Source organism: Streptomyces sp. HM190 (assembly GCF_009857135.1).
GTDB lineage: Bacteria > Actinomycetota > Actinomycetes > Streptomycetales > Streptomycetaceae > Streptomyces > Streptomyces heilongjiangensis.
In genome coordinates this window covers 7,115,308-7,140,061 of the sequence record NZ_CP047318.1, presented here as the reverse complement: position 1 = coordinate 7,140,061, position 24,754 = coordinate 7,115,308, and the positions used below count along the sequence as shown (strand labels likewise).

The window sequence follows — 24,754 nt, the reverse complement described above, 5'->3', positions numbered from 1 at the left end:
CCGTCACGGGATCGGATACGGCTTGTTGTTGACCAGCACGGCGCCCTGCAGCATGAGCGTGGCGGCCCGGATGCCCACGTTGGCGGCGGCGTTGACCTGGACGGTCCCTCCCGCGGTGACCGTTGCCGCGCCCGCCGCCTTGAGGCTGAGCGCGCCCAGCGCGTCCACGTTGACGGCACCGGCGAGCGACTTGAGGTTGACCAGACCCCGGCCCTGGAGGGTGAGGGGCCCGCCGCTCTTGATGGTCAGGGCCCGCCGCGCGCTCAGGGTGAGGTCCGTGCCCGCCTCCACCGACACCGACCGGCCGCCCTTGATGGTGACGGAGCCCTTGCTGTCCACCGTGATCTCGGTCTTCGTCCGGTCGAGGTTGATGGTGAGCCGGCCGTCGCCGCTCGCGACGCGCACGCCCTGCCGGCGGGCGCCGGTGGTCTGGCTGAGCAGGTCCACCCGGTTCCCGTCCCGGTCGGACAGCGTGTGCCGGATGGCCTTCTGCCGCAGTCCGTCGTGCAGGGGCACGTCCGGGACAGGCGTCGGCATGTCCCGGCCGTTGTAGAGGCCGCCGATGACGAAAGGATGGTCCAGGGCGCCTCGGTCGAAGGCCACCAGCACCTCGTCGCCGACGTCCAGCGGGAAGATCCCGCCGCCCGACGTGCCGCCCCACTGCACGGTGCGGGTCCAGTCGCTGACGTAGGTGTCGTCCAGCCACGGGAACCGCAGCTTCACCCGGCCCTGCCTCAGCGGGTCCTGTACGTCGGTGACCAGGGCGTTGGCCACGCTCGGCAGCCTTGGCGCGGCGGTGCCGCCGGCGCCGGAGGCGAGCCCGTACAGGGAACGCCATTGCCGGCCGCTGACGGTCACCCAGGTCTGGTAGTGGCTGTCGTCGCCGAAGACGTGCCGTACGGAGGTGACCGTGTACTTGCCCTCGAAGGGGCCACCCACGTCCCTGAGCGTGACCGGCACACCGGGGCGCAGTTTCGGGTTGCCGCGCACGGTGACCTCCAGCTCGGCGAAGGAGGAGGCGATGTCGCCGGCGAGCGCGTCGGCGGCGTGGCCGACCTCGGACTGGCGGTCGTACGGCGTCTCGGTCTCCACCAGTTTCCCGGCCGGGAACGCTGAGGCGGCGGCGCCCGGAGTGGTGCCGATGAGGACGGCCGGTGTGCTCGTCGTGGGTGCCATGGAGGTGAGCGTCTTCTTCGTGGTGACGTCCCAGCCCCGCGACTCGACCTTGCCGATCTGGTCCGCGGAGGTGACCGCGGCCCGGCAGCGCAGCACGTCCTGCCCGGCGTGCAGCACGAAGGGGCTCTTGTCGCCGTCGGTGCTGGTCGGCGGGGCTCCGGACGCCGGCGCCGCCTCCACGAACTGGAACCCGCCCCGGGAGTCCAGCGACATCACCATGCCGTTCTCGTCGGCGAGCCGGGAGAGGAAGTCCCAGTCGGTGACGTTCGACTGGCTGATGAACTCGTAGACCGTCCTGGTCGACTGCACCCTGCCGATCGCGATGCCGCTGCGCGCGGCCAGTCTGCGGGCGATGTCGGCGGCGGTCTGGTTGCGGTACGCGGCGACCCGGCGCTGCCGCATCAGACGGTGGCCCAGGTCGTATCCGCGGATCACGGTGAACGTGCCGGTGCCGTCGTAGTCGGTCTCCATGCCGGTCACCTCGCCGGTGAGCAGCGGGGATGCCGCGCCCTGGCTGTCCGAGACCGGCGCCACCACCACCTCGGTGCCGAACCGCACGTTCAGCTCGCCGAGCAGCAGGCCGTGCGGGTCCCGGAAGGTGAGCCGGAACGCGCCGGGGACGCCGGCGCCGAGGTCCACCCACGCCCCGACGAGATCGTCGGCGATGTGGTCCGGGAGCCTGCCGCCGCCGATCGAGACATGGACGACGTTGGAGAAGGACGCCTGCGCCATCAGTGACCGCCCACCTCTTCGGCCGCCGGAAGCACCACTTCCGTGCCGGTCCGCAGCCGGGACGGGTCGTCGATGCCGTTGGCCTCGGCGATCGCCCGCCAGACGTTCGCGTCGCCGTACTCCCGCCACGCCAGCGACTGCAGGGTGTCGCCCGCGACGACGCGGTGCACCCGCCGCGCGGTGAGCGCTCCCGAGGTGGGGTTCTGTCCCCTGGTCCGGCTGGGGATCTCGTGCAGCCGCACCTGACAGACGGCCCGGATCGGCACTCCTGTCGTACCGAACAGCGAGTAGGCGGCGTCGACGGAGGAGACGTAGGCGGTGAAGCGGGCCGTCGAGAAGGATCCCCACTGGAAGACGACCCAGGGGGTGGAGGGCTGCTTGGCGGCGATGCTCTTCGCGGTCACCTCGCAGCACGAGAACAGCGCCTCCACCTTCTTCAGCACGGTGCTGCCGCCCGGGTCGTCAGAGGAGTCCAGGAAGATCTCCACCGTCATCTGCCGTGGCTCGGGCCCCATGAACTCCGGTACGGAACCGTCGCGTACCGCGGCGGTCGGGGTGCTCTTCCACTGCGCCTGCCGACTGAGCGCCAGCTGGGACGGGTTGAACCCGAAGGTGAAGTTCCTGATCAGCACGCCCGGGGTGGTGCTGCGGCCGACCGGCGGCTCGTGAATGGCCAGCGAGGCCCGCACCAGGCTCTTCCCCGCGCCGCCTCTTCCTGCCTTGCCTGCCATGTGCACTCGCCCCTAGTCCGTGAACCCGTGATGCGTGATTTCCAGAACCTCCGTCGCCACGGCGGGACTCGCCGGATCGAGGGAGGGCCCCTGCCAGCTGACCGGCAGCACGTCGATCAGCCCCCAGCGCGCCACCTCCGAGCCGTCCGCGCGCAGTGCCGCGATCTGGCCGGTGGGCCGGGTGATGCCCGTGCTCACGGAGGAGATCCAGGCCGCGACCTTCGCCGTGTCCGGGGTCAGGGGCCGGGTCAGGCGGATCGTGGAGAACGTCACCCGGGACGGGAGCTGCCAGACGAACCCGTTGTTCCCGCCCTCCTGGCGCTGCTCGATCTCCACGGTGGAGGCCAGCCCTTCGCACCCGTTGAAGTAGCCGAGGCTTTCGCCGTCGATGGTGAGCGTGAAGAAGACGGTGGATCCCGGGTCGAGATCGCGGGGCATCGGGTGGGCCTTTCTGGGGCGGAACCGGTCGGTCGAGCCGTGGGGCGGGGACGGGGGCGGGTCAGTCGCGCGGATCTCGGAGCCTTCCGACACGCTCGCGGTCGAGCCGGAGTTCGGTACGCAGGTGCCGTGTGATCCGGCCGACGAGCCGGTGCGTCAGGTCGTCGAGCTGGAAGTCGGTCAGGGAACGGGGGTCGAAGGCGGGGCCGGGCGCCGGGGTCCGACCGGTCGGACCGGCCATGGACGGCGGGGAGTCGGTGTGCCTCGAAGGCGACGGGGGCGTTCTGCGCGAGGTGGGTGCGGCGGATGTCCTGTGCGGCCCCGGTTCGGGGGCGCGCTGAACGACCGGAGGGCTCGGCGCAGGTGCGGGAGCCGGCGCTGGACCGGTGACCGGCGGCACGTGCGGGGTGGACGGGAAGCGCTGCACCGGCATGACGGGGGTGGTGGGCTCTCGCGGTACGGGCGTGACGACGGGCATCGGGACACGCTGTGCGGAGACGGGGACGCCGCCGATGGGCGGTCGTACGGGTGCGCGTGAACCTGCCGACCGGACCGGAACCGCGTCGCCGCGCGTTTCCGGCTCGTGGTGAGCGAGCCGTTGAACGGCGAAACGCCGGGCGTACGGCTCAGGATCGCCGTACGGGGTCAGGGCCGGGTGGTTTGTGGGTGTGGGGCCGGTCCCGGTCTGTCGGCGTTCCCCGCCGCTGGGGAGACGGGCGGGGTGGTGGTCGGTGCGGGGGGTCACCGCAGACGTGGCAGCGGTCATGCGCTGGACGGGGAGGGCGGGGGCGGAGGAAACCATGCCCGGCGGGACGGTGGGGGAAGGGGAATCGGTGATCGGGGTGAGGGCGCGCTGGACTGCTGGATTCGCGGCGGGGAGAGCAGGGAGCACGGGACCTTTACGTGAAGGGACGGCAGGCGTGGGAGAGCCGATGACGGGGACGGGGGTGCGCTGGACTGTTGGATGCGCGGCAGTGCGTGGCGGAGGGGCGGCTCCCCCGCCCTGTTCGTGAGGCGGGCGGGCAAGGGCAGCGGCGTCGGCGCCTGGCGCGAGGGCGCGCTGCAGCGTCGGACCGGGAACGGCGCGGCGCAGTGGTACGGCTGCCCCGGCCTGTCGGTGGTGTGGGGCAACGGGGACCGGTGTGGGCGGGACGGTGGAGGTCAGCGCTCGCTCGGGAGTGAGCGCACGCAAGGGTGGAGGCACGGGCTGGGGGTGGCCCGTACCTCCACCGGTCTTCCTCGTCCGGTGGTCTGGATCGTGTTCGGACACGACGGGTGCGCCTGGAGTGGCACCACGTTGAACGGCGTGTCCGGGCCTGTGCGGCCGTGTTGGTGGCGCGGGTGCGGGGAGGGGTGTTCCGGTGCGGTGGGTTTCGTGCGGGGTGCCCGATGGCGGGCGCTCCGATCCGCTCACCGCGCGTTGGACGGTGCGGGGTACACGCGGCGTCTGCTGGTGGGGTTCTCCGGCGTGGCCCCCGTCCGGCTCGGTGGTGAGGGCGGCGGCGCTGATCGGCACGCTTGTCTGCCCGCCCGGTGTCGGGCGCGTCGGTGCCCTGGCCCCGTCCGGGGCCGGTCCGGCAAACCGCATGACGTCGGCAGTGCTCCGCTGAATCGGGGTCGTGCCGACGGCTGGAGCCGTGTGCGCCTGCTGGCCTTGGCCCGTTGTCGGCGTGGGCTCTGGTGTCGGGGCGGTGGGCAGCGGGAGACCGGGTGTTGCCTGTGTCCCGCCGCCGACGGCGGTCCGCTGGACCGAGGGTTGCCCAGTGGGTGCCGAGGAGCTCCGGGACGTGGCAGCGTTGCCGGGCCGCCCGGACAACGGCTCGGAGGCCGCCGACAGGACCGGGACCGAGGCCGAGTCGGCGGCTATCGGCGCGCCGAGTCCCGCGCGCCGCACGTCGTCGACAGCACGGCGCTGGACCGGAGCGGCCTGACCGGCTGATGGCGTGTCGCGGGACACGGCCACACCCTCGGCCTCCACCCGGGCCGGGCCGCCGGACGTCGGCGTGCCGAGTTCCGCGCGCCGCACGTCGTCGACAGCACGGCGCTGGACCGGAGCGGCCTGACCGGCTGATGGCGTGTCGCGGGACACGGCCACACCCTCGGCCGCCACCCGGGCCGGGCCGCCGGACGTCGGCGTGCCGAGTTCCGCGCCCCGTACGGCATGGGTCGGTGCCGTGGGCGGTTCTGTCCGGGTGCTCGTACTGACGGGCACACTGCGCCGGCTGACGGGCACACTGCGCTGGATCGGGGCCGCCGTACCGGATGGCGGAGTAACCGGGGGAGTCGCCTGGTCGGCGGGCCGGGCATTCGGCCGCTCCCCTGGCACGGGTGCGGGCGCGGGCGCCGCCGGAGCCGGGCCACCGGACGTCGGTGTGCCGAGTCCCGCGCGCCGCACGCGGCCGATGGGACCGGGCCCTGCGGGGGCCTGCCGACCGGCTGATGATGTGTGGGGGGACGCGGTCGCGGATGCCGAGGCGGAGCCGACGGACGCCGAAGACGGGGGCCTGGCCCCGGCAGCCCCGTGGACAGCGTTTCGCTGGACCGGGGTCGTCGTACCCGCTGTTGGTTCGTTCCCGGGCGTGGTCGCGCGGGCCACACGGGTATCGGGAGCCGGATCGAGGTCCGAGGCCGCCGAATCGGCCGGGGTACTCTCTGTCCGACCTGTCGCGCTCCGCTGAACCGGCCCCGCCGCACCGGCCGACGGCGCCCTTCCCGGCGCGGGGGCGGCGGACACACCGGCGACGGGAACCGGGCCCGAGCCGCTGGACGACTCCTGTGCCGAGCCCACGGCGGGCGTACGCCCCGCCACCGCACTCCGCTGGACAGAAGCCGGCTCACCGTCAGCAACCGGCACCCGAAGCGAGCCCGCGGCAGCCGCCCGCCCGGACCCCGCCACAGGCGTACGCCCCGCCACCGCACGCCGCTGGACGGTGGCCGGCCCTCCGGGCGACGGCACGTCAGGATCCGGGGTCCGGAGCGGGTCACCGGCGGACTCCTGGCCCAGGGTGGAGGCACTCCGCCGGCCGGTGGCCGACGATGCGCTCGGGGAGCGGGACGCACCCGCCGCCGGAGCCGTGGCCGGGGCGGGACCGTCCGAGGGGTCCGGGCCCGGGACCACGACACCTCTGCCTCCGGAAGAGGGCGCCGGAGCACCCTGCTCTCCGGCAGCGGACGCCGTCCCGGCCGGCGCCGCCCGGCGGGCCACCTCCAGCGCCCGGCGCTGCACGGGGGGCGTGTGCCGGGCGCTGGCCAGTGTGGTCGGTGGGATGGGTGAGGGTCTTGCCGGGGTCACGCCGACGCCGGTCGGGCGGGGCACCGGGACCGGAAGGGCCGCCCGCGGGACCGGCGCGGCGACGGTGGAACGACCGGGCGTCTCGCCGTAGGCCACCACGGGCAGGGCGAGAGCGGGCAGTTCGAGCCCGGCGCCGGGTACCGCCGACGCGGTGAGCGCGTCCTTGACCAGGCCCCCCGGCGCGTCGTCGAGCACGGCGTGGGACATTCCGCCGCTGAACGACGGGTTGCGCCAGGTGGTCAGCCGACCGCCGAACCCCGCGTCCGCGACCGTCCCGGCCGTGCCGGTGATCGCCCGCTGGATGGCGGGCAGCGAGGGCCATCCGGCGGGCCGGGGCGTCTCGCGAGCGGGCCGGACCGCTCCGGTGTCCGGTTCCGCCGTGGCCGTCGACCGCTCCCGGCCCTTTGCCGGTTCCCCTGTCAGGGAGTTCCTCAGCCGATCGAGAAGTCCCACGCCGTCACCCCTCCGCCGAGGCACGGGCGACGAACCCGGCGATCTGCTCGGTGTACCGGCGGCGGTCACGGTGTTCGAGGTCCAGGATCTCCTCCAGGTTCCAGTGAAAGTGGTAGGCGATGTACGCGATCTCCTCGTGCAGCCGGTCGGTCGCGTACGTCACGATTCCCCCAGGCGGCTCCCGCCGAGTTCGACCTCGAACGGCTGCTCGCAGTGCGGGCAGGTGACCCCAGCCCGGGTGTGGCCCTCGGCGTTGACCTGCCGGTAGAAGTCCTGGAGGAACGCGAGGTCGGAGGCGAACATGTTCTCCACCACCCCGTCGTGCACCACCGCCAGCGTGCCCAGCCGGGTGATCACCCGGCCGAGCAGTACCACCGACAGGTAGGCCGGGTTCTCCTGCACCCGCAGGTCCCGCAGCGGGATCAGCTCGTCCCGCGCGGTCGCGAGCCGCATGGTTCCCTCCCGGTGCACGACTCCGGCCTCGTCGACGAATCCGCGGGGCAGCTCGAAGGCGAACTCCGTGAGCAGCCGCTGTGCTGCCGGGGCGGTGGCCGGAGCGCCGGTCTGCCGCCCCGGCAGCGTCGCCGCCACGGCCTCCTCCGGTACGGCTCCGGCGGCCGGGACCGTATCCGTTGCCGGGTCCGGCCCGGCGATCGTCGCCCCCGCCCCGCGTGCCGAACGACGCATCACTCGATGACCAGTTCTTCGAAGGTGATGGTCACGGTCTCGGTGAGCGCGGCGGCCTCACCGGCCTTCACCGTGCTGGTGTCGACCTTGCTGCACCAGGCGTTGCGCATGTTGTAGCGCTTGACGGGGTTGTCCTGGTAGTCCATCACCAGGATGGTGGCGTTCTTGCGGGCGCTGCCCATGTTGCCGGCGACCGACTCGCTGATCCACTGGTTGAAGGCGGCCGACTGCGTCATACCGCGGACCACGGTGCACGTGCCCGCCTTCTTCACACCCGGCAGCTTCTTCGTCACCGCCCTGCCCTGCGACGAGACCTGCTGGTACTCGATGACGTCCTGTTCGAGGCTGAGGCCGCTGACCTCCGCGAGGTACTCCACCATCACGCCGTCGATCTGGAGGCCGAAATTGTGTGAGGTGAGGGCGTCACCCGGCTGCAGACTCATCCGTGCTCTGTCCTTCCGAGGGGTACTTGCTGCTTGCTACTTGCGGTGCGGGGGGACGGGTGGTCGTCCGTTACTCCTCCAGCTCCCCGCTGCCGCTGGAGAACTGGGCCAGCCGGAAGATCACGAACTCGGCCGGCTTGACCGGTGCGATGCCGATCTCGCAGACGACCCGGCCGAGATCGACCGACTCCGGCGGGTTGGTCTCCTCGTCGCACTTGACGTAGTAGGCCTCTTCGGCCCGGGAGCCGAAGAGGGCGCCGTTGCGCCACTCGTTGACGAGGAAGGCGGAGATGTTGCGCCGGATCCGGGCCCACAGGTGCTGGTCGTTGGGCTCGAACACCACCCACTGGGTGCCGATCAGGATCGACTCCTCCAGGTAGTTGAAGTAGCGGCGCACGTTCAGGTACCGCCAGGCCGGGTCGGAGGAGAGCGTGCGGGCACCCCAGACCCGGATACCCCGTCCCGGGAAGGCGCGGACGCAGTTGACGCCGACGGGGTTGAGCAGGTCCTGTTCGCCGCGGGTGATCTGCATCTCCAGGTCCACCGCGCCGCGCACGATCTCGTTCGCGGGCGCCTTGTGCACACCGCGCTCGGAGTCGTTGCGGGCCCAGATCCCGGCGATGTGGCCGCTCGGAGGCATCGTCCGGGACTGGCCGGTGGCCGGGTCGAACACCTTGATCCAGGGGTAGTACAGGGCCGCGTACTTGGAGTCGTAGCCAGCCGTTTCCTGGCGCCAGACGCGGACCTGATGGGCATTCAGGCCAGGCGGCGGGTCGATGACGGCGACGCGATCGCCCATCAGCTCGCAGTGCGCGATCAGTCCGAGCTGCACGGCCTTGACCGCTTCCAGGTCGATCGCGCCACGCTGGTAGGCGGCCATCAGGTCGGGAACCGCGACCATCGAGACCTCGTCCACCGCCTCCAGACCACCGAAGCCGGTGCGGTCGGCGGAGTCGCCGAGGTACTCGGCGGGGCCGGGATGCGCGGTGTCCGTCCCGGACGGGGCGAGCGGCGCGGGGGCCGGGGCCGGCAGGGCCACCGTCTGGTTCTCGGGCCGGGCCAACTGTGCGGCGGGCGCCGCCTCCTGCACGGTGATGAGCCTGGACTGCTCCTTCACCTGCGTGACGACGTAGTTGCGGCCGCCCTTCTTGGCGGTCACGTCGAAGGTCTCGGCGACCTTGCCGCCGTCCTTGACGATCAGCCTGAACCGCTCGGCGGGGCCGTCGCCCTCCGGGTCGGCCACCTCGACGCTCAGCGAACCGGGAGCGGCGGCCGTCACCGTGAAGGTGCCCAGTCGCTGCGGCTCGCCCGGCGGCAGCACCGCGGGGGTCGTGGAGCCCTTCAACGCCGCAGCGGGGGCGGCCGGGTCGCCGGACGTGCCTCCGTGGACGCCGCCGACCCGGACGACGTAAGCGGCCGAACCGCCGTTGTTGAAGAAGCCGTAGACACTGTGCGCCAGGTAGTACCCCTCGGTGAAGTCGCCGAAGGACGCGACGTACTGGGTCCAGTTGGTCACCAGCGTCGGCTTGTTGAGCGGGCCGGTCGGCGCGAGACCCACGAAGGCCGCCACCGAGGTGCCCACCCCCTCGATGGGGCGGGAGCCGCTGGCCACCTCCTCGACGTAGACGCCCGGCGACAGGTAGGACGGCATGCTCGGCTCTCCTCGGGGTTCACGACAGGTCGTCACCAAGCGTCGGTCGCGGGCCGGTCACCGGCAACGTCCTCGGGTGCCTGTTGGAGGGCAGCGGCGTTGCCCGCGCCGCTGCCCGCGCGGCTGCCCGCCGGGATCGACGCTCCGCGGACCCGCCCGGCCCGGCCAGGGCCCCGGCTCGCCGTGCCCGTTAGGGCAGCGAAGGCTGCCCCACGGCCTCTGACCGGCGCTCGGTGCGTCCGCGTAGCGTCGCTGCGTGAGCCTATGGACTTCCCTGGAACCCGCCTCCGCAACCGTGGACCCGGGCAGCACCACCACCGTGCGGCTGCGGCTGCGCAACACCGGTGACGTCGTCGACGAGTACCGCTTCGAGGCGGTCGGCGACACCGCACCGTGGACGACCGTGGAACCGGCGACGCTCCGGCTCTATCCAGGGACCACGGGGACGGTGGAGCTGACGTTCGCGCCGCCGCGCACACCCGACGCGACAGCGGGCCCCAACCCGTACGCCGTACGCATCACGCCGACCGAGCATCCCGAGGCGGTCACCGTCCCCGAGGGCAACCTCACCATCACCCCGTTCAGCGAGGTCCACGCGGAGCTGGTGCCGCCCACCGTCAAGGGCCGCCTCCGCGGACGGCCCAGGCTCGCCGTCGACAATCTCGGCAACACCTCCCTGACGGCGTCCGTCAGCGGTGGCGACAACGGTGACGAACTGTCGTACGACATCGTTCCGGGCAACGTGCAGATCGAGCCGGGCCGTGCCGCGTTCGTGCGGGCGACGCTCAAGCCGCGCCAGATCATCTGGTTCGGCTCGAAGCAGCGGCGTCCCTACACGCTGACCGTGCAACGGTCGGGGACGACGCCGCTGGAGGTCGACGGCACCTATGTCCAGCGGGGGTTCCTGCCCGGCTGGCTCGCCACCTCCCTGGGCGTCGCCCTGGCCCTGGTCATCACCTTCGTGATGCTCTGGATCGCGTACAAACCGCAGGTCCGCACCGCGGCCGTGGAGCAGCTCCAGAAAGCCGGCGTCAGCACCCTGCCACCGCCCGACGCCGAGAAGACCGACGTGGCCGGCGAGCCTTCGCCGCCCGGCTCGGAGCCGACCGCCGAACCGCCGCTGGAGGAGGCTCCCGACGACGCCCCGCAGGGCGGCAAAGGCGGAGGCGGCGGCAAGGAAGGCGGGGGAAGCGGCGGAGGCGAAGCCACCTCCCCGACCGCCGAGGAGGAGACCGGCCAGCGGACCGTGAAGAACGTCCTGCTCAGACTCAGGTCGGTCAAGCGGTGCGCGGACGTCCCGGGCGTCGCCGAGCCCGAGCGGGGCGATCTGGTCACGGTGAACACCTGCGACCCGGGCTCCGGGAAGAACGAACGCTGGAACGTCGAGGTGGTGCAACCGAAGGGCGGCCCCGGGGACACCGCCCTCTTCCAGATACGCCAGGTCAGGGGCCGGCTCTGCATGGACCTCAACGGGACGGGGGCCAAGCCCGCGGCCAGCGCGGTGTTCACGTACGGCTGCAACGGAACCACCGAGGACAACCAGCTGTGGTGGCTCGACCAACAGGACGAGGACACCTACTGGATCCGCAACTTCGCCAGCCACGGTTCCTGCCTGGACATGGGGGGCACCAGCGTCGCGGGGAACCCCGACAGGCTCGTCATCAGGGACTGCGTCGAGGGCGAGGCCCAGAGGTGGCAGATCGTCAACCCGACCGTCCCGAACTGGACGATCGTCCACCCCTGAGGACCGCGTCCGCTACCAGCCGCCCTCCCCCGGCACCAGGCGGCCCGCCTTGCGGTACTCGCGGCGGGCCCCCTCCAGCAGGTCGGCCGTGGTGACCGGTTCTCCGCGGCCGACGGCTGCGTAGGCCGCGGTGACGACGGCGCTGCGGATCGACCCGCCGGCCAGCTCGAAGTCGCGGGCGCACCCGCCCGGGTCGGCGTCCGCCGCACACGGCACCCCGGCCAGGCTGTGCCGCCACAGCGCCAGTCGCTGCCGCGCGTCGGGGAACGGGAAGTCGACTACCAGGTCCAGTCTCCGGGTGAACGCCTCGTCGATGTTGGCCCGCAGATTGGTGGTCAGCAGCGCGATACCGTCGAACGACTCCAGGCGCTGCAGCAGATAGGCGCTCTCCATGTTGGCGTAGCGGTCGTGCGAGTCCTTGACCTCGGAGCGTCGGCCGAAGACGGCGTCGGCCTCGTCGAACAGCAGGACGGCGTCGGTGCGGTCGGCCTCGGTGAAGATCCGCTCCAGGTTCTTCTCGGTCTCGCCCACGTACTTGTCGACGGTCGAGGAGAGCTGGACGACGTAGAGGTCGAGGCCCAGTTCGGCGGCGACGACCTCGGCCGACAGCGTCTTTCCGGTGCCGGACTCGCCGGCGAAGAGCCCCAGCACGCCGCGGCCCCGCCCGCCGCCCGCGCTGAGCCGCCAGTCGCCGAGGACCCGGTCGCGGTGGCGGGCGCGCAGGGCCAGTTCACGCAGCTGGGCCAGCGGCTGGTCCGGCAGGACGAGGTCCGCCCAGCCGACGTCGGGCCTGATCCGGCGGGCGTGCCGCTCCAGACCGGACGCGGACTGCTGGCGGGCGGCGAGGCGCAGGTGGGCTGCGGTCATGGGGGTGCCCTCGAACGCGGCGACTTCCCGCGCGGCTCGCGCGACCCGGGCGATCCCGTCGGCGCCGAGACGGTACGGCGCCACGGCCGCCGCCAGGTCGAACGCCGGTGGCTCGCCGAGCGCGGCCGACCACTCGGCCCCGGCCCCCGCCGAGCGGCGCGGCACCTCCAGGACCAGTGGGTCGCGGTCGCACCACTGGGGATCGTAGGGCCGCTCGCCGACGAACAGCACCGGGATGTCGGGGGTGGTCAACTCCCGTATCAGTGGGGCCGGATCGTCGGGGAGTTCTGACACGACGAGGGCGCAGCGGCGCAGCCGGGCCTCGCGGAGCAGTGCCGGGCGCGGCACATCACCGGAGTGGATGACGTGGAGGGCGTCGAGTCCCGCCGCGCGCAGGGCCGCCGCGGCGAGGGCCGGTCCGTCACCCGGGCGGCGTTCGCGCAGGTAGGCGACCATTGGGCCGGCGCTCAGGCGTGCGGCGAGTTTGTGGGTGAACTCCTCGTCGTAGGGGCCCGAGGGCTCGTCGAGCGGGCGCAGGTACGCGGCGAGGGCGGCGTCCGGGGTGTCGTCGCCCAGCAGATGAGCCACGAGGCGGTCGGGGACGCGCAACGTCCGGCTGAGGAAGGGCCGTTCCGGTTCCTCGACCTCGACCAGTCCGAGCGCGCGCAGCGGGGCCGACGGATGGAACCTGGCCCGGGCCCACGCCAGGTGCACGGGTGCCCCGCACACGTCGAGAGCGAGTCCGGTGGTGGCTCGGCGGCGGCTCACGTCGTCGTTCAGGTATCCGTACAGCGCCTCGAAGACGCGGTCGACATCGGGCGCCAGGGCGATCAGGAGCAGGGCGGTGTCCAGTTCGGTGAGCGCGTGCCGCTCCACGAGGAGCGCCAGCCGGTCGGCGGCCGCCGTCGTGGCCGCGGGGGTCGGCGCGTCCGCAGGCTCCGCCGCGCCCCGGCTGTCGGCCGGCTCCGCGTCGGCGCGACCCAGCAGGTGCCTTACCGCGTCCTCGGTGAGGTACATGCCGCGCAGTGGGTCGCCCGCGGTGGGGTCGGTGGCGCTGCGCCGCTCCACCAGCACGGCGGCCCGGTCGCGGATCAGGTCCAGCCGGGCGAGCAGCGCGCGGGAGACGTCCGGTACGGGGTCGCCGGAGTACGGCGGCGCGTCTTCGGAGGGCGCGGAGGTGTACGGGGTCATTTCTGTGCCCGCTCCGGATCCGGGTGGCCGGCCGCCGCCGCGTTCGACCCGTGTTCGCCCGGCAGGCCACGTGCGGCCGCCCTGGCCGCCACGGCCTGCGCCACCTGGCGCGGCCGGTGCCGCCGCTCCGGCGAGTCCTCAGCGCCGCCGTCGACCGCGCGTACCCGCACGGCGGCACCCTCCGTGACCGGTGGCCCGACGTCGTACTCGGGATAGGCCGGGAACGGCGCGGTCACCACCAGGTCCAGGGACGGCTTGAGTTCACCGCCGAGCGCGGACCAGATCTCCGCCAACGACCGCGCCTCGGTCTGGAGACCGGCGACCGTGAGGGGCATCGACAAGCCCAACTTACCCAGCGCGCCTGGAAGTTCGTCGGCGGGCATGAGCTCACGGGGAAGCAGGGTCGCCAACACTGCCGAGAGCAGTCGGTGTTCGTCCTTCGGCTGCTTCGTCCAGGCCGTGACGAGGTACGACAGCCGGAACCAGCGCGGCGGCTGGCGCCGCTTCAGCACGATTCCCCGGCCGTCCTCGACCGGGGCCGAGCCGCGGTGCCGCCGCCGCACGTCCTCACGGATGTCGTACAAGTAGGCGTTGACCGCGGTGGTGTTGCGTCGGGCGGTCCAGTCGCGGGTCGGGGCCTCGAAGGAGACGTCGATGCCGGAACCGGCCAACGCGCCCCCTTTAAGCAGCCGTTCGATGACCTCGTCCACCTCGTGGATCACCGTCGTCTCCCGTTCCTGGCTCAGGTACCGCCATGCCGCTCCGTCGAGTCCGCCGAACGGGCGTGTGCGTCCGATTCTTCGCGTCCGCGCCCCAGTCGCCCAGGCACGGGAGGGACGATGCCGGGGTGGAGCGGCGTGTCCGGGCGGCCGTGCGTCGTTGCCCTCGCGGTCAGATGAAACCCTCCCGCAGGGCATAGGCGACGGCATGCGCCCGGTTGCGCAGGTGGAGGCGGGTGGTCAGCCCGTGCACCACGTTCTTGACGGTACGTTCGGAGTACGCGAGCTTGGCGGCGATCTCCGTGGTGTCCAGTCCCTCGGCGACCAGCCGCAGGACGTCCGCCTCGCGTGCCGTCAGCCCCGTCACGCGGGCGCCGGTGTTTCCCGCGACGCAGCGCTGGAGCGTTCGCACCTGGCTCATCAGCCGGCCGAGCAGATCGGCGGGCAGGTCGCCGTCGCCCTGCGACGCCGCGATGACGGCCTGCAACAGCCGCTGTGCAGTCGCCTCGTGACGCCAGACGACGGCTCCGACACCGCACTCGATGACCGCGAGGAGTTCACTCTCCCGAAGCGCGCTCACCACAAGGACGGTGCGGGCGCCCTCTCCGCGCACGAGTCGGCGCAGCCGCGCGAAGGTCGTCTCGTCCGGTGCCTCCTCGACCAGCACGGCCACGGCCCCGGCTCCGGGCCGGGCCTCGTCACGAAGGTCGATCACCGGATGCTGCCGCAGCTGACTGACCGTCCCCGCCGCGGAGATGGGGTCCCGCGCGTGGACCACGACGCCGATCCGGTACCCGGGACCGTCCGGTTCCCTGCCCGTGGTCCCGGCCGAACCGGTGTCCGAGGTGCCCGACATGCCGCTCACTTCGCTCCATGCTCCTCTGTGATCTGCCTTACAGATTTCATGACGGGTGAAACATTTCTGTACCTGCCGCGCACGGACAATCGTGGAGAACCACGAGGCGCTCGATGTGTCCACCACGGCACGTCCACGACCGCAGGAGGCAGTCATGCCGGTACCGGAGCCCCTTCTCGAGCGTGAGGCGGGCCTCGCGACAGTGGCCGCGGAGGCAAGGCGTGCCTGCTCCGGCTCAGGGCGCCTGGTGCTGCTGAAGGGCGCCACCGGCACCGGCCGCAGCGCTCTCCTCGAAGCGGCGGCCCGGCACGCCGCCGCCCGGGGCATGCAGGTGCTGCGGGTGCGCTGCTCGACCGAGCCGCTCGCCCCGCTGACCGCGGTGTGCCAACTGCTCAGCGATAGCCCGGAGCTGGCGTACCCCGTCCTGGATCCCGCGGACGCCGGCAGTACCGATCCGGCCGCGCACCGGGAACGGGCCGCGCGCCTGTGGCGTGCCCTGCTCACCTGGACGGAAGCGGCACCGCTGTTCATGGCCATCGACGACGTCCACCTGGCCGACAGCACCTCGCGCGGCTGGCTCGTCGAAGCGGCCCGGCTGGTGGAGCGCCTGCCGGTGCTGCTGGTGGCGACCGAGCGCAGCCAGTACGACGTCGGGCCGCCCGACCCCGGCCTGGACCGCGCGCTCCCGCCCGGCGTCGTCCGCACCCACACCCTGGCCCCGCTCCGCGCGAGCGCGTCGGCGCGGCTGGTCCGTTCGGCCGTCGACGGCGCGGCTCCCGATGCCTGGGTGGACGACGTGGTGCGGGCCGGCGCGGGCAGCCCGCTGTTCCTGCGGGCGCTGCTGGACGACCTGCGCGGGCAGGGCCCGAGTGCAGCAGGTCTTCCGGAGTCGTGTGCCGCCCTGTATCCGGGCGCCTTCCCGGCGGCCGTCTCCTGGTGGCTGGAGTGCGCCGGCGCCGAATCCACGGAGGTCGCGCGGGCGCTCGCCGTCGTGAACGGTCCCGACGGCGGCCACGAGGACGGCGACGGAGGCCTGCTCGCCGGGATGACGGACTCGGATCCCTCCAGGGTCCGCGGCTGGCTCACCGCCATGACCCACCTGGGGCTGTTGCGTCCCGACCCGGAGGGGCGCCCCCGCTATGCCCACCCCCTGCTGCGTGACGCGGTGCTGAGCGGCTGGTCCGGCGACATGCGAGGCGCGTCCCACAGCAGGGCGGCAGAAGCGATGCTGCGCCACGGCGCGAGTACCGAGGCCGTGGCGGGGCAGTTGCTGTCGGCGCCCGCGCCCGTCGGCGCCTGGGCCGCCGATGTCCTGTTGGACGCCGCGGCGCGTGCGGTCGGTAAGGGCCGTACCGCCGACGCCGTCGCCCTCCTGCGCCGCGCGCTGGGCGAGGCACTGCCACCGGCCCGGCAGGCCACCGTCCTCACCCAGCTGGGGTCCCTCGAATACGCGGCCTTCCCGGCGGCCGGCATACCCCGGCTCACCGAGGCCACCCGGCTGTCCGACGAGCCCCGCGACCGGGCTCGCTCGGCGATCGCACTCGGCACAGCACTGGCCGGACGGGGAGAGGTGCGGGCGGCTCTGACCGCGCTGGCCTCCGTGGAGGAGAGTCTGGCGGCCGAGCCGGGGCTGGCAGCCGCGCTGCGGAGCGTGTCCATGCTGGTGTCCGACCGGGACCAGGCCCTACGGCGCGAGGTGTACGGCCGGTTCCGTGCAGAGGCCGCGCGCGCGCCCGAGTCGGCGGATCCGGCCGGGCGGGCGCTGGCGACGCAGTACGAGTCGACCGCCGGGCTGCTCTCGGCCAGGACCGCACTGGCCCGGGTCCGGGACATGCTGCGGGAGCCCGTCGATCCCCTGGCCCAAGCCGTTCTGATCGCGGCGGCCGCGGTCGTCGCCCTGTGGGCCGACGAACTGGACGAGGCGGAGCGCCTGGTCCGGCGCGGCCTGGCCGAGCAGCGTGCCTCGCTCCTGCATCCCGTGCACTCCACCCTCCTGGACATCCAGGCGGAGATCTTCGCCGCACGCGGCGACTACCCGGGCCTCCTGGCCGAACTCGACTCACGTCGGGCCGCCGGCCCCGGCGCCGCGGGAAGGCCCGGGCACACGGAGTCTCTCACCATCGTCGCCCTGGCCGAAACCGGCTGTCTGGAGCAGGCCGTCGCGCTCGCGGACCGCTGCGACCCGAGGGACGCACCCGACTCGTGGGAACGGCCCGCCCTGCACTTCGCGCGGGGGCGCCTGCGCGCGGCGTGCGACGACCCGGTCGGCGCGCTCGAGGACTTCCAGGAGTGCGGGCGGCGCCAGTCGGCCCGGGACGTGGTGAGCCCGATCGTCACCCCTTGGCGGACCGCCGCGGCCGAATGCCTGCTGACCCTGGGCAGAACCGACGACGCCGTCGCGCTGGCCCAGGAGGAGATGGGATTCGCCGAGGTCTGGAACACGCCGCGCAGGCTGGGCCGCTGCCTGCGCGTTCTGGGCACCGCCACCGGGGGCCGGTACGGCCTCGAACTGACCGACCGGGCGGTGCGGTTACTGCGGGACACCCCGGCCGCGACGGACCTGATCCAGGCACTGGTCGCCCAGGGCCGTCAACTGGCCGCAGCCGGGGAGCGGACCCGGGCCCGTGACCCGCTGCGCGAAGCGGCGGACCGAGCCGAACGCATCGGCGCGGTACGCCTTCGCGGCCTGGCCGAGAACGCCCTGCGCGAGTGCGGCGCCCGCCGCCGCACCGCACCGCCCGGCGGGCAGGCCGCACTGACCGACAGCGAACGCCGCATCGTCGAACTCGCCGCGGCAGGCCGCACGAACGCCGAGATCGGCGAGCTCCTGCACCTGGCTCGGCGCACCGTCGAAACCCATCTGACCAACGCCTACCGCAAACTCGGCATCCGACGACGCACGGAACTGTCCGGCGCGCTGGACCAGTTGCTGGTGGACACCGGCAGGGGAGTCGGGCTGCGGGCCGTTCGCTGACGGGAGCGGCGGGGATACCGGCCCCGCCGCCTCACCGGGGAGCCAGTTGCCGGCTGAGCCTGAGGACGTTCTCGACGGCCCGTGGGTCTCGGGCGCCGCGTGGCACGGGCACCGGCGCGGCCCCGGGCCCGATGAGCACCCCGGTCCGCCCGTCGAGGGACGCGTCAGTGGCTGCGAAGACGGACGACCGGGCGGCCAGGGAGGCGGGGCCGGCCGTGGAGCGTTCGAACTTCCGGCGTACCAGTGGCCACAGCAGACGCAGCGGCGGGGAGACGATCCTCGGTGAGGTCATGGTGCCGTTCGTCATGGAGGTCGCGGCGCCGCCCGGGTCCGCGGCGAAGACCGTCACCCCGGTGCCGCGAAGGCTCTCGGCCAGATACAGGGTGTAGACGAGATGGGCGAGCTTGGCCCGGCCGTACCAGTGGAACCCGTAGTAGCCGCCCGGCGGTTCCACGGAATCGAAGGTGCGGTTGGCAAGGCCGACCGCGCCGGAGGTGACGTTGACGATCCGGCTCGGTGCGCCCGCCCGCAACTGCTCCAGCAGCAGTTCGGTCAGCAGGTAGGGCGAGAGATGGTTGACGGCGAAGGACGCCTCGACACCGTCGACGCTCTGGCGGCGCCGGTCGAACATCGCGCCGACGTTGTTCACGAGCACCCGCAAGGGGCCCTCGGCGGCCAGTCGCCCGGCCAGGGCCCGCACCTCCTCCAGTGAGGCGAGGTCGGCCGCCACGAAGCATGGCGCCGCTGCGGTCGCGACCGACGCCACTTCCTCGACGGCGCGCGCACCGCGCTCGGCGTCGCGGCCGACCACGGTGACGGCGTACCCGCGCTCCGCGAGGCCTTTCGCCGTCTCCAGCCCGATGCCTCCGGTACCCGCCGTCACCACTGCCCGCGCGCTCATGGATCTGCTCATGGATCTGCTCCCTGCGTGGCCCCATGGAATCGGATAGCTATCCGTTTTTTCGTGGGCATGCTACAGCAACCGGATTAGTATCCGTTTGCGTGTGAGGACGCCGGGGACGACTGCCGCGGTGTCAGCGCGGCGGGCGGAGCCCTTCCAGCAGAACCCCGAGATACAGCTCGCGGCGTTCCCCTTCCCCGGAGCGCACCGCGTGCTCCACACCGCACAGCAGGCGGCGCACATCGTCCGCCTCGACACCGCCCCGGATCACACCGGCCAGCCGGGCCCGGTCGAGCAGAACGGCTACCGCCTCATCGAGCTCGGCCTTCATCTGCGAGGTCCGGGCGCGCGCGTCGCCCGCGGACGACAGCACGGTCGCGAAGTCGGGATCGTCCAGAGCGAGGTCGAGCGTGAACCGCAGCAGTCCGCGCAGCCCCTCCAGCGCGTCCTCGGCCGAGGACGCCGCCCGCGCCTGTTCCACCAGTTCCCGGAAGCGTTCCACCGAGAGCGCCTCGATCAGAGCGTGGCGGTCGGGGAAGTGCCGGTAGACCGTGCCGACGCCCACCCCGGCGAGCCGGGCGATGACGTTCAGCTGCAGCGAGTTGTCACCAGCGGCGACTCGCTCACGGGCGACCTGCAGAATCCGGGCCCGATTGCGCGCGGCATCGGGCCGCAGCCCCGTCCCCTGCCTCGATCTCGCCGCCACGTCCCCAGCATAGGCGGGCACCCGGCCATGAGAGTCGGCTGCCCCTCCTTCGGCACCGGGCTGCGCGAATTCCTGGCCCCTCGGCTCTGGGCACGCAGAGACATTCGGTCGATGTTGGTGGTCGGTCATGTCCGCGCGGGCCCGGGAGCATCAGTGGCAGTGCAGCATTCGCATCGCGAGGAGGCGCTGGACCGCGCCTCCTCGCGTTCCGCCGTCCCGCCCACCGCCGGTCGTCCGACGGCCGGAGCGGGCGGTTCGCCGCCCACGATTTCCGCGGTCCTGCACCACCTCCAGCGGTCGGCCGGCAATGCCGCTGTCGCGCGGACGATCCGCACGGACCGTGCGGCAGACACAGGGACGGCCCGGATGTCCGTCCAGCGGACGGTGCAGAGTGTGCTGCGCGCCCCTGGGCAGCCGCTCGACCCCGCCACCCGCACCGACATGGAAGCCCGTCTCGGGGCGGACTTCTCCGACGTACGGCTGCACACCGGGCCGGCCGCCCAGCGTTCAGCGGCCGACGTGGGGGCCCGCGCTTACACCTCCGGCAACCACATCGTCATCGGTTCCGGCGGTGCGGACCGGCACACCCTGGCCCATGAGCTGACGCACGTCGTCCAACAGCGTCAAGGACCGGTCGCGGGGACCGACAACGGCTCCGGACTCAGCGTCTCGGACCCCTCCGACCGCTTCGAGCGCGCTGCGGAGGAGAACGCCCGCCGTGTCATGTCCGGCCCCGCGCCCACCGAGGCGGCGCCCGTGCAGCGGATCAGGACCGCTCCGGCACACGCCGGCGAGGAGTTCACGGCGCAGCCCGTGCGGCGCGGAGCCGGTGCTGTCGTGCCCGCCGCCGCTCAGGTCGTCCAACGGGTGCCCGACTGGGCCGACGCGGCCGCGGCCGGTCAGCGCGTCGCGCCACCGCCTGGCTGGGAGTGGAACGAGGAAGGCGGGCTCAGCAGGATCCGGGTGCCGGTGGCCGGGGAGTCGGCAGGCGGACCCCGGACGGAGGCTGCGCAGCAGGAGCAGGAGCAGGAGGCCGGGGACGGCCTCATCACGTTGCGCGTTCTGGTGCGAAAGAATGCCAGTTTCCGTGACGCGAACTACTTTCAGCGGGTCGGTCACTCCTGGGTAGCGTTCTACAAGGACAACAAGTTCGAGTTCTCTGCGGGCTTTTACCCCAAGAATGGAGAGATCAATCAGGACGCGCCGCACCAGAGCGTTCCCGGGGAAGTAAGGACGGACTATGACGATCCGAGAGACGCGACCACCGAACTGTCGGTGCCCCTCACGCAGAAACAGTTCTCGAAAGCCCAGAAGTATATCCAGGAGAACCAGAACCGGGAATACAACCTGATGCGCTACAACTGCACCGACTTCGCAATCGGGGTACACAGGGCCGCCACCGGCCACAGCCCGCCCGGCCGAAACCTGTTGGTGCCGAACAACCCCAATGACCTGCACTCCGGCATCAAGAAGCACAACAGGAAGAACAAGCAGGGTGCCCGGTGACGGCGTAGCGGTGCATCAGCAGCCTCGGATTCCGCCGAACAGCCTCGGCCGTGGGGGCGGCCTCGTCACGGGTGCTGGATCCGAGTGCGCGGTCGATGTCCGTGACCCTGCTGTTCGTCGCCGCCGGGGGCGGCAGCCGAGCACCGGAGGACATCGCACCCGCGCGACGAAGGAGCGAATCGCGCAGAGGTCGCGTCCCGCGAGGTGGTGTAGGCGATCATGCGCTTCGCCCTCCGGTACCCGGCTCGCGCTGATCTCCCCGTTGGCCCGGCACGCGAAGTGGCCCGATCAGGCGCCGGGAGTGCCCCAGCCGGTCGAAGTACCCGGCGTGGCCTGCGAGTTCCGGTCCGTTGATCGGCTACACCACCCGGCGGGACGCCATCCGCGCAGAACCAGGTGGCCGTTCGGACAGTTCCGCGACCGGCAACGACTCCTCGTCGCCGTCCGGCGCCTCGAACGGCCACGGTCATTCGTCGCCCATGTCCTTGCGGAAGGCTTCCTGGAACTGGCGCATGTACGAGGTGGTGCCGCCGACCGTTCTCTGCAGGCCCGCACGGGTCTTTACGTCCACGCCGATCGCGATCTGTGTGCCCCTCGTCGGCTTCGCCTGGTGCTGCGCCCGCCAGTACGCCAGCTCCTGCTCGGCGATCTTCTCGTGTGCCTCCTTCGCGCGCGGGTCGTTGTTGGGGATCGCGTACAGCTCCGCCATTTCGGGCCGCATGAACACGGTGTGGATGTCCCGGGCCCCGTGTTCACCCGCCACCGTCCTGATGCCGTCGATGGCATCGGCGACACTCGAGCCCACCGTGTCCTTACCCTCGAGCCCTTGCTCCTTCAGCATGTCGCGGATGTACTGGGCAGCCTTCTGACGGGGGGTGCCAGGAGCGACCTCGTCCCTGCGGAGCCCGAAGATGCTCACTGCGGCGCTGACCTGCTTCTTGATCATTTCCATCCGCTGCACCTGCGGCGCCCCGTCGGCTCGCGCCGACGCGGCATCGGCCCGCTGCACCGCACGGCTCACCGGTACGCTCCCGGACAGGGCACGGACGGCGTTCGCCTCGGCCTCACGTTCGAAGCGGTCGGACGGATCGCTCACGCGCAGTCCGTCGCCGCGGTCCGTGCCGGCCACGGGGCCCGAGCGCTGCTGGATGACGTGGGTCAGCTCATGGGCCAGGGTGTGCTTGTCCGCGCCGCCGGCCCCGATGACCACGTGGTTGCCGGAGGTGTAGGCACGGGCACCCAGCTCCGCCGCGGACGCCTGGGCGGCGCCGCCGGTGTGGATACGGACGTCGGAGAAGTCGGCGTCGAGCCGTGCTTCCATGTCGCTGCGGGTGGCGTCGTCCAGGGGACGGCCGCCCTCGCGCAGGACATCGTGGACGGCGGCGCGCTGGATCTCGGGCTGTGCTGTCCAGTGGCCGCAACCGGCCCCGTGCCGGTGGCGATTCTGCCCTTGGGCGCCGTCGGACCGGCGGAGGAACTGGACGACCGCGGCGTTGCCCGCACTGCGCTGCAGCGCGTGGAGCGGCGGTCTGCCGTCCTGAGTCTCGGGGCGGCGGTGGGGGACGCCCCCGGGTGCGGCCTTGGCGGTGTTCTCGTCTTTGTCTGTTGCGTACATGTGCCTTCCTCGGTTGGTCTGCACGGTCTTCCCGGACTCCGGAGGGAGTCCATGCAGTCCGGGTCCACGAACTGCGGAACCTCTCGTCGACTTGGCAACCCGGCTGTGAACGTCACCCGCAGCCGCATCGGATGCCTCACCCGCCAAGGCTTCCGCACCCGAACCGAACGAGGTCGCGACAGGAGACGGCCGGAACGCCCTCTCAGGGGCGCGGGTTCTTGAACTCGACGTCCGCGCGGGTGAAGGGGACCGTCTTCTGCAGCATCGCCTGTGGCCGGACGAAGTCCTTGAGCAGCACGTTGATCAGCTCGTCGCCCGACATGGCGCGGAGCCGGGCGCCCACAGCCGGCTGCTGGCGCTGGATGCGGGCGATCTCGACGACACAGCGCTGGGCCAGCCCCGGGATGATGTCGCCGCCGACGAGCACGTTCGACCGGGCCCTCTCCTCGCGGACGGTCCGGCTCGCGGGACCGGGGTACTCGGTGTGCCCGGTCATCGCCGGCGTGTCGGCCGGCCGGTGGATGCGCACGTGGCGCGAGTACTTCTTGGAGGTGTCGAGAGCGCTCGCGCGTCGCTGCTGCAGTTCGCCAAGTTTCGTCTGGTCGATCTTCGCCACTTCGTCCCGCAGCGCCTTCTCCTGCCGCATGAGCTGCCGCATTTTCCTGATCAGGACGTCAGGTTTGCCTCCCAGCTCGGCCAGCCGACCCACCTGCTCGGAGGTCTTGGCCACCCGCTGGACACGCTCCTCGGCAGCTGCGTAGAGCGCCTTGGTCTCGTGCACCGCGTTCTTCAGTTGTCCCTCGGGGGACTTGGCCGGAACCGAAAGATATGCGTCCTGTTTCTGTGCGGCGTCCGGCTTGCGGGTGTAGGAGAGCATCTCCCCTTGATCGGTGGCGCGGATGGTGGGGAACTCCCGGTCGAGGAAGTCGTTCTGCATCACCCAGCCGTTGAACTGTTCCAGCATGCTGATGGGGAGGGTGATGCGGGCGGGATCGGGGCCGCCGAAGCGGCTGCCGCGGAAACCCGCACCAGCCTGCTCGATGTAGAAGAAGACGAAACCGTGATTGGTCAGGTCCGCGAAATCGAAGCCGCCGGTGTTGTGCTGGAACGGCGTCGGCTCCTTCTCCAGGATCGCGGCTGACTTCAGGGCGGGATGCGGCCGGGGGGCCTGCGCTGTGCCCATGATGCTCTCGACGCGGTCGGCCGGTGAGTAGTGCCGCAGCACACACCGCCGCAGGCAGGCCTCGATCTCCGCGCGCTTGCTGTCCACCCATGACGGGTCCTGGGAGCCGCCGAGGTGGTGCTGCACCCGCTCGGCGTTCACGTCGAGGTCGGTCTCCAGGGTATGTCTGGTCTCGGCGGACAGGGACGCGAAGTGGCCGAGATAGGAGCCGTTGAATCGCTGTCCCCGCATCTGCGGTTCGTGCCACATCCGTCCGAAGTGGTACATCAGGAAGTAGCCGTAGTTCTGTGTCTGTTCGGTGTAGCGCTTGAGGTGGCCTGCGATCTGGCCGCGCGCGGGGGGCAGCGCCGGGGAGGCGGTGTACCACCGCTCGACCGCGGGATCGGCGGCTCTCCAGGCGTCGAGCTGCTGAAAGAGCTGCTGGATGTGCGTGCACCACGTGAGCAGGTTTTCCGGAGTCCTGCTGTTCCAGTAGTCCCCGCTCACGATGGCCCTCTCGTGATGAAGGCGGAACCCGTCGTAGGTCCTCAGATCGCGTTCGAGTCTGGCGATCAGCGGGGCGATCTGGCCGGGCACCTGTGGTGGGGGTTGCTGCTGCGGTCGTTGTTGCTGTGCGCCGCCCGGTGCCCGCTGGACGGTCACCGCACGGCTGACGGCCGCGTTGCCCGCGCTCTGCTGCAGGGCGAGCACGGCCCGTGCCCTCGTCGGGACGGAGGACCTCTTGCACCCGCGCGCGGCTGCGGCGCCCGAGGCGTCCGCCTTGGCAGGGGCCCGGTGGTGTGTGGGCAACGTCCGGTCTCTCCTCGGTGCGACGGTCAAGGGCGCTGAGGGGTGTCGCGTGTGACGACCCCGGGCAGCCCGGGAGAACCCCACGGCAATCTGCCTTTCG

Annotated in this window: 18 protein-coding genes; 3 read left to right on the top strand and 15 right to left on the bottom strand. The window is 72.2% G+C overall.

All coding sequences use genetic code 11. The annotated features are described in order from the left end of the window. Positions 1-3: 3 nt before the first annotated feature. The 8 genes from GSY65_RS30515 to GSY65_RS30485 all read right to left on the bottom strand — a co-directional run bounded on the left by GSY65_RS30515 (position 4) and on the right by GSY65_RS30485 (position 9,603). Entirely contained in the window at positions 4-1,908 is a 1,905-nt protein-coding gene (locus GSY65_RS30515; RefSeq protein ID WP_159774651.1) for a VgrG-related protein, read from the bottom strand. Further along, positions 1,908-2,639 carry a CIS tube protein gene (locus GSY65_RS30510; protein WP_159774649.1) on the bottom strand — a complete coding sequence of 244 codons (732 nt, stop codon included), beginning with the start codon at positions 2,637-2,639 and terminating at the stop codon, positions 1,908-1,910. The genes GSY65_RS30515 and GSY65_RS30510 overlap by 1 nt, the downstream gene beginning before the upstream one ends. Positions 2,640-2,651: 12 nt before the next feature. Further along, positions 2,652-3,077 carry a phage tail protein gene (locus GSY65_RS30505; RefSeq protein ID WP_067228593.1) on the bottom strand — a complete coding sequence of 142 codons (426 nt, stop codon included), beginning with the start codon at positions 3,075-3,077 and terminating at the stop codon, positions 2,652-2,654. Positions 3,078-3,138: 61 nt separating this feature from the next. Next, positions 3,139-3,318, bottom strand: coding sequence for a hypothetical protein (locus GSY65_RS34155; RefSeq protein WP_040905746.1), 180 nt, complete (start codon positions 3,316-3,318; stop codon positions 3,139-3,141). 3,508 nt (positions 3,319-6,826) lie between these two features. Continuing rightward, complete coding sequence (locus GSY65_RS33425) at positions 6,827-6,985, bottom strand: DUF6760 family protein (RefSeq protein ID WP_201452721.1); 159 nt, start codon at positions 6,983-6,985, stop codon at positions 6,827-6,829. Continuing rightward, positions 6,982-7,509 (bottom strand): hypothetical protein, encoded by a 528-nt coding sequence (locus GSY65_RS30495; protein ID WP_159774645.1) that lies wholly within the window; start codon positions 7,507-7,509, stop codon positions 6,982-6,984. Before GSY65_RS30495 ends, GSY65_RS33425 begins: the two co-directional genes overlap by 4 nt. Beyond that, positions 7,509-7,952 (bottom strand): phage tail protein, encoded by a 444-nt coding sequence (locus GSY65_RS30490; protein WP_067228587.1) that lies wholly within the window; start codon positions 7,950-7,952, stop codon positions 7,509-7,511. The genes GSY65_RS30495 and GSY65_RS30490 overlap by 1 nt, the downstream gene beginning before the upstream one ends. 70 nt (positions 7,953-8,022) lie before the next feature. Continuing rightward, entirely contained in the window at positions 8,023-9,603 is a 1,581-nt protein-coding gene (locus GSY65_RS30485) for a phage tail sheath family protein (protein ID WP_159774643.1), read from the bottom strand. A gap of 256 nt (positions 9,604-9,859) precedes the next feature. On the opposite strand from GSY65_RS30485, the gene GSY65_RS30480 reads away from it, so the two are divergent. After that, complete coding sequence (locus tag GSY65_RS30480) at positions 9,860-11,347, top strand: RICIN domain-containing protein (protein ID WP_159774640.1); 1,488 nt, start codon at positions 9,860-9,862, stop codon at positions 11,345-11,347. 12 nt (positions 11,348-11,359) lie between these two features. Here the strand turns inward: GSY65_RS30480 and GSY65_RS30475 are convergent, their stop codons facing one another. The 3 genes from GSY65_RS30475 to GSY65_RS30465 all read right to left on the bottom strand — a co-directional run bounded on the left by GSY65_RS30475 (position 11,360) and on the right by GSY65_RS30465 (position 14,980). Next, complete coding sequence (locus GSY65_RS30475; protein WP_159774638.1) at positions 11,360-13,405, bottom strand: ATP-binding protein; 2,046 nt, start codon at positions 13,403-13,405, stop codon at positions 11,360-11,362. Beyond that, positions 13,402-14,127 (bottom strand): DUF4255 domain-containing protein, encoded by a 726-nt coding sequence (locus GSY65_RS30470; protein ID WP_159774636.1) that lies wholly within the window; start codon positions 14,125-14,127, stop codon positions 13,402-13,404. The genes GSY65_RS30475 and GSY65_RS30470 overlap by 4 nt, the downstream gene beginning before the upstream one ends. A gap of 169 nt (positions 14,128-14,296) precedes the next feature. Further along, entirely contained in the window at positions 14,297-14,980 is a 684-nt protein-coding gene (locus GSY65_RS30465; protein ID WP_201452858.1) for a helix-turn-helix transcriptional regulator, read from the bottom strand. A gap of 154 nt (positions 14,981-15,134) precedes the next feature. Here GSY65_RS30465 and GSY65_RS30460 point away from each other — a divergent pair, with 154 nt between their 5' ends. After that, positions 15,135-17,954, top strand: a complete 2,820-nt coding sequence (locus tag GSY65_RS30460) for a helix-turn-helix transcriptional regulator (protein WP_159774634.1) — start codon at positions 15,135-15,137, stop codon at positions 17,952-17,954. Positions 17,955-17,985: 31 nt separating this feature from the next. Here GSY65_RS30460 and GSY65_RS30455 read toward each other — a convergent pair whose 3' ends face one another. Both GSY65_RS30455 and GSY65_RS30450 read right to left on the bottom strand, forming a co-directional pair. After that, positions 17,986-18,867, bottom strand: coding sequence for an SDR family NAD(P)-dependent oxidoreductase (locus tag GSY65_RS30455; protein WP_236580125.1), 882 nt, complete (start codon positions 18,865-18,867; stop codon positions 17,986-17,988). A gap of 121 nt (positions 18,868-18,988) precedes the next feature. Beyond that, positions 18,989-19,561: a TetR/AcrR family transcriptional regulator gene (locus GSY65_RS30450; RefSeq protein WP_159774632.1), complete on the bottom strand. Its 573-nt coding sequence runs from the start codon at positions 19,559-19,561 to the stop codon at positions 18,989-18,991. Positions 19,562-19,714: 153 nt separating this feature from the next. Here GSY65_RS30450 and GSY65_RS34150 point away from each other — a divergent pair, with 153 nt between their 5' ends. Beyond that, the gene (locus GSY65_RS34150; RefSeq protein WP_236580124.1) at positions 19,715-21,067 is read left to right on the top strand and encodes an eCIS core domain-containing protein; all 1,353 of its coding nucleotides are present in this window, start codon (positions 19,715-19,717) and stop codon (positions 21,065-21,067) included. Positions 21,068-21,533: 466 nt separating this feature from the next. Here GSY65_RS34150 and GSY65_RS30440 read toward each other — a convergent pair whose 3' ends face one another. Both GSY65_RS30440 and GSY65_RS30435 read right to left on the bottom strand, forming a co-directional pair. Then, on the bottom strand, positions 21,534-22,682 hold the full coding sequence (locus GSY65_RS30440) for an eCIS core domain-containing protein (RefSeq protein ID WP_159774630.1): 1,149 nt from the start codon (positions 22,680-22,682) through the stop codon (positions 21,534-21,536). A gap of 202 nt (positions 22,683-22,884) precedes the next feature. After that, complete coding sequence (locus tag GSY65_RS30435) at positions 22,885-24,654, bottom strand: hypothetical protein (RefSeq protein ID WP_159774629.1); 1,770 nt, start codon at positions 24,652-24,654, stop codon at positions 22,885-22,887. Positions 24,655-24,754 lie beyond the last annotated feature (100 nt).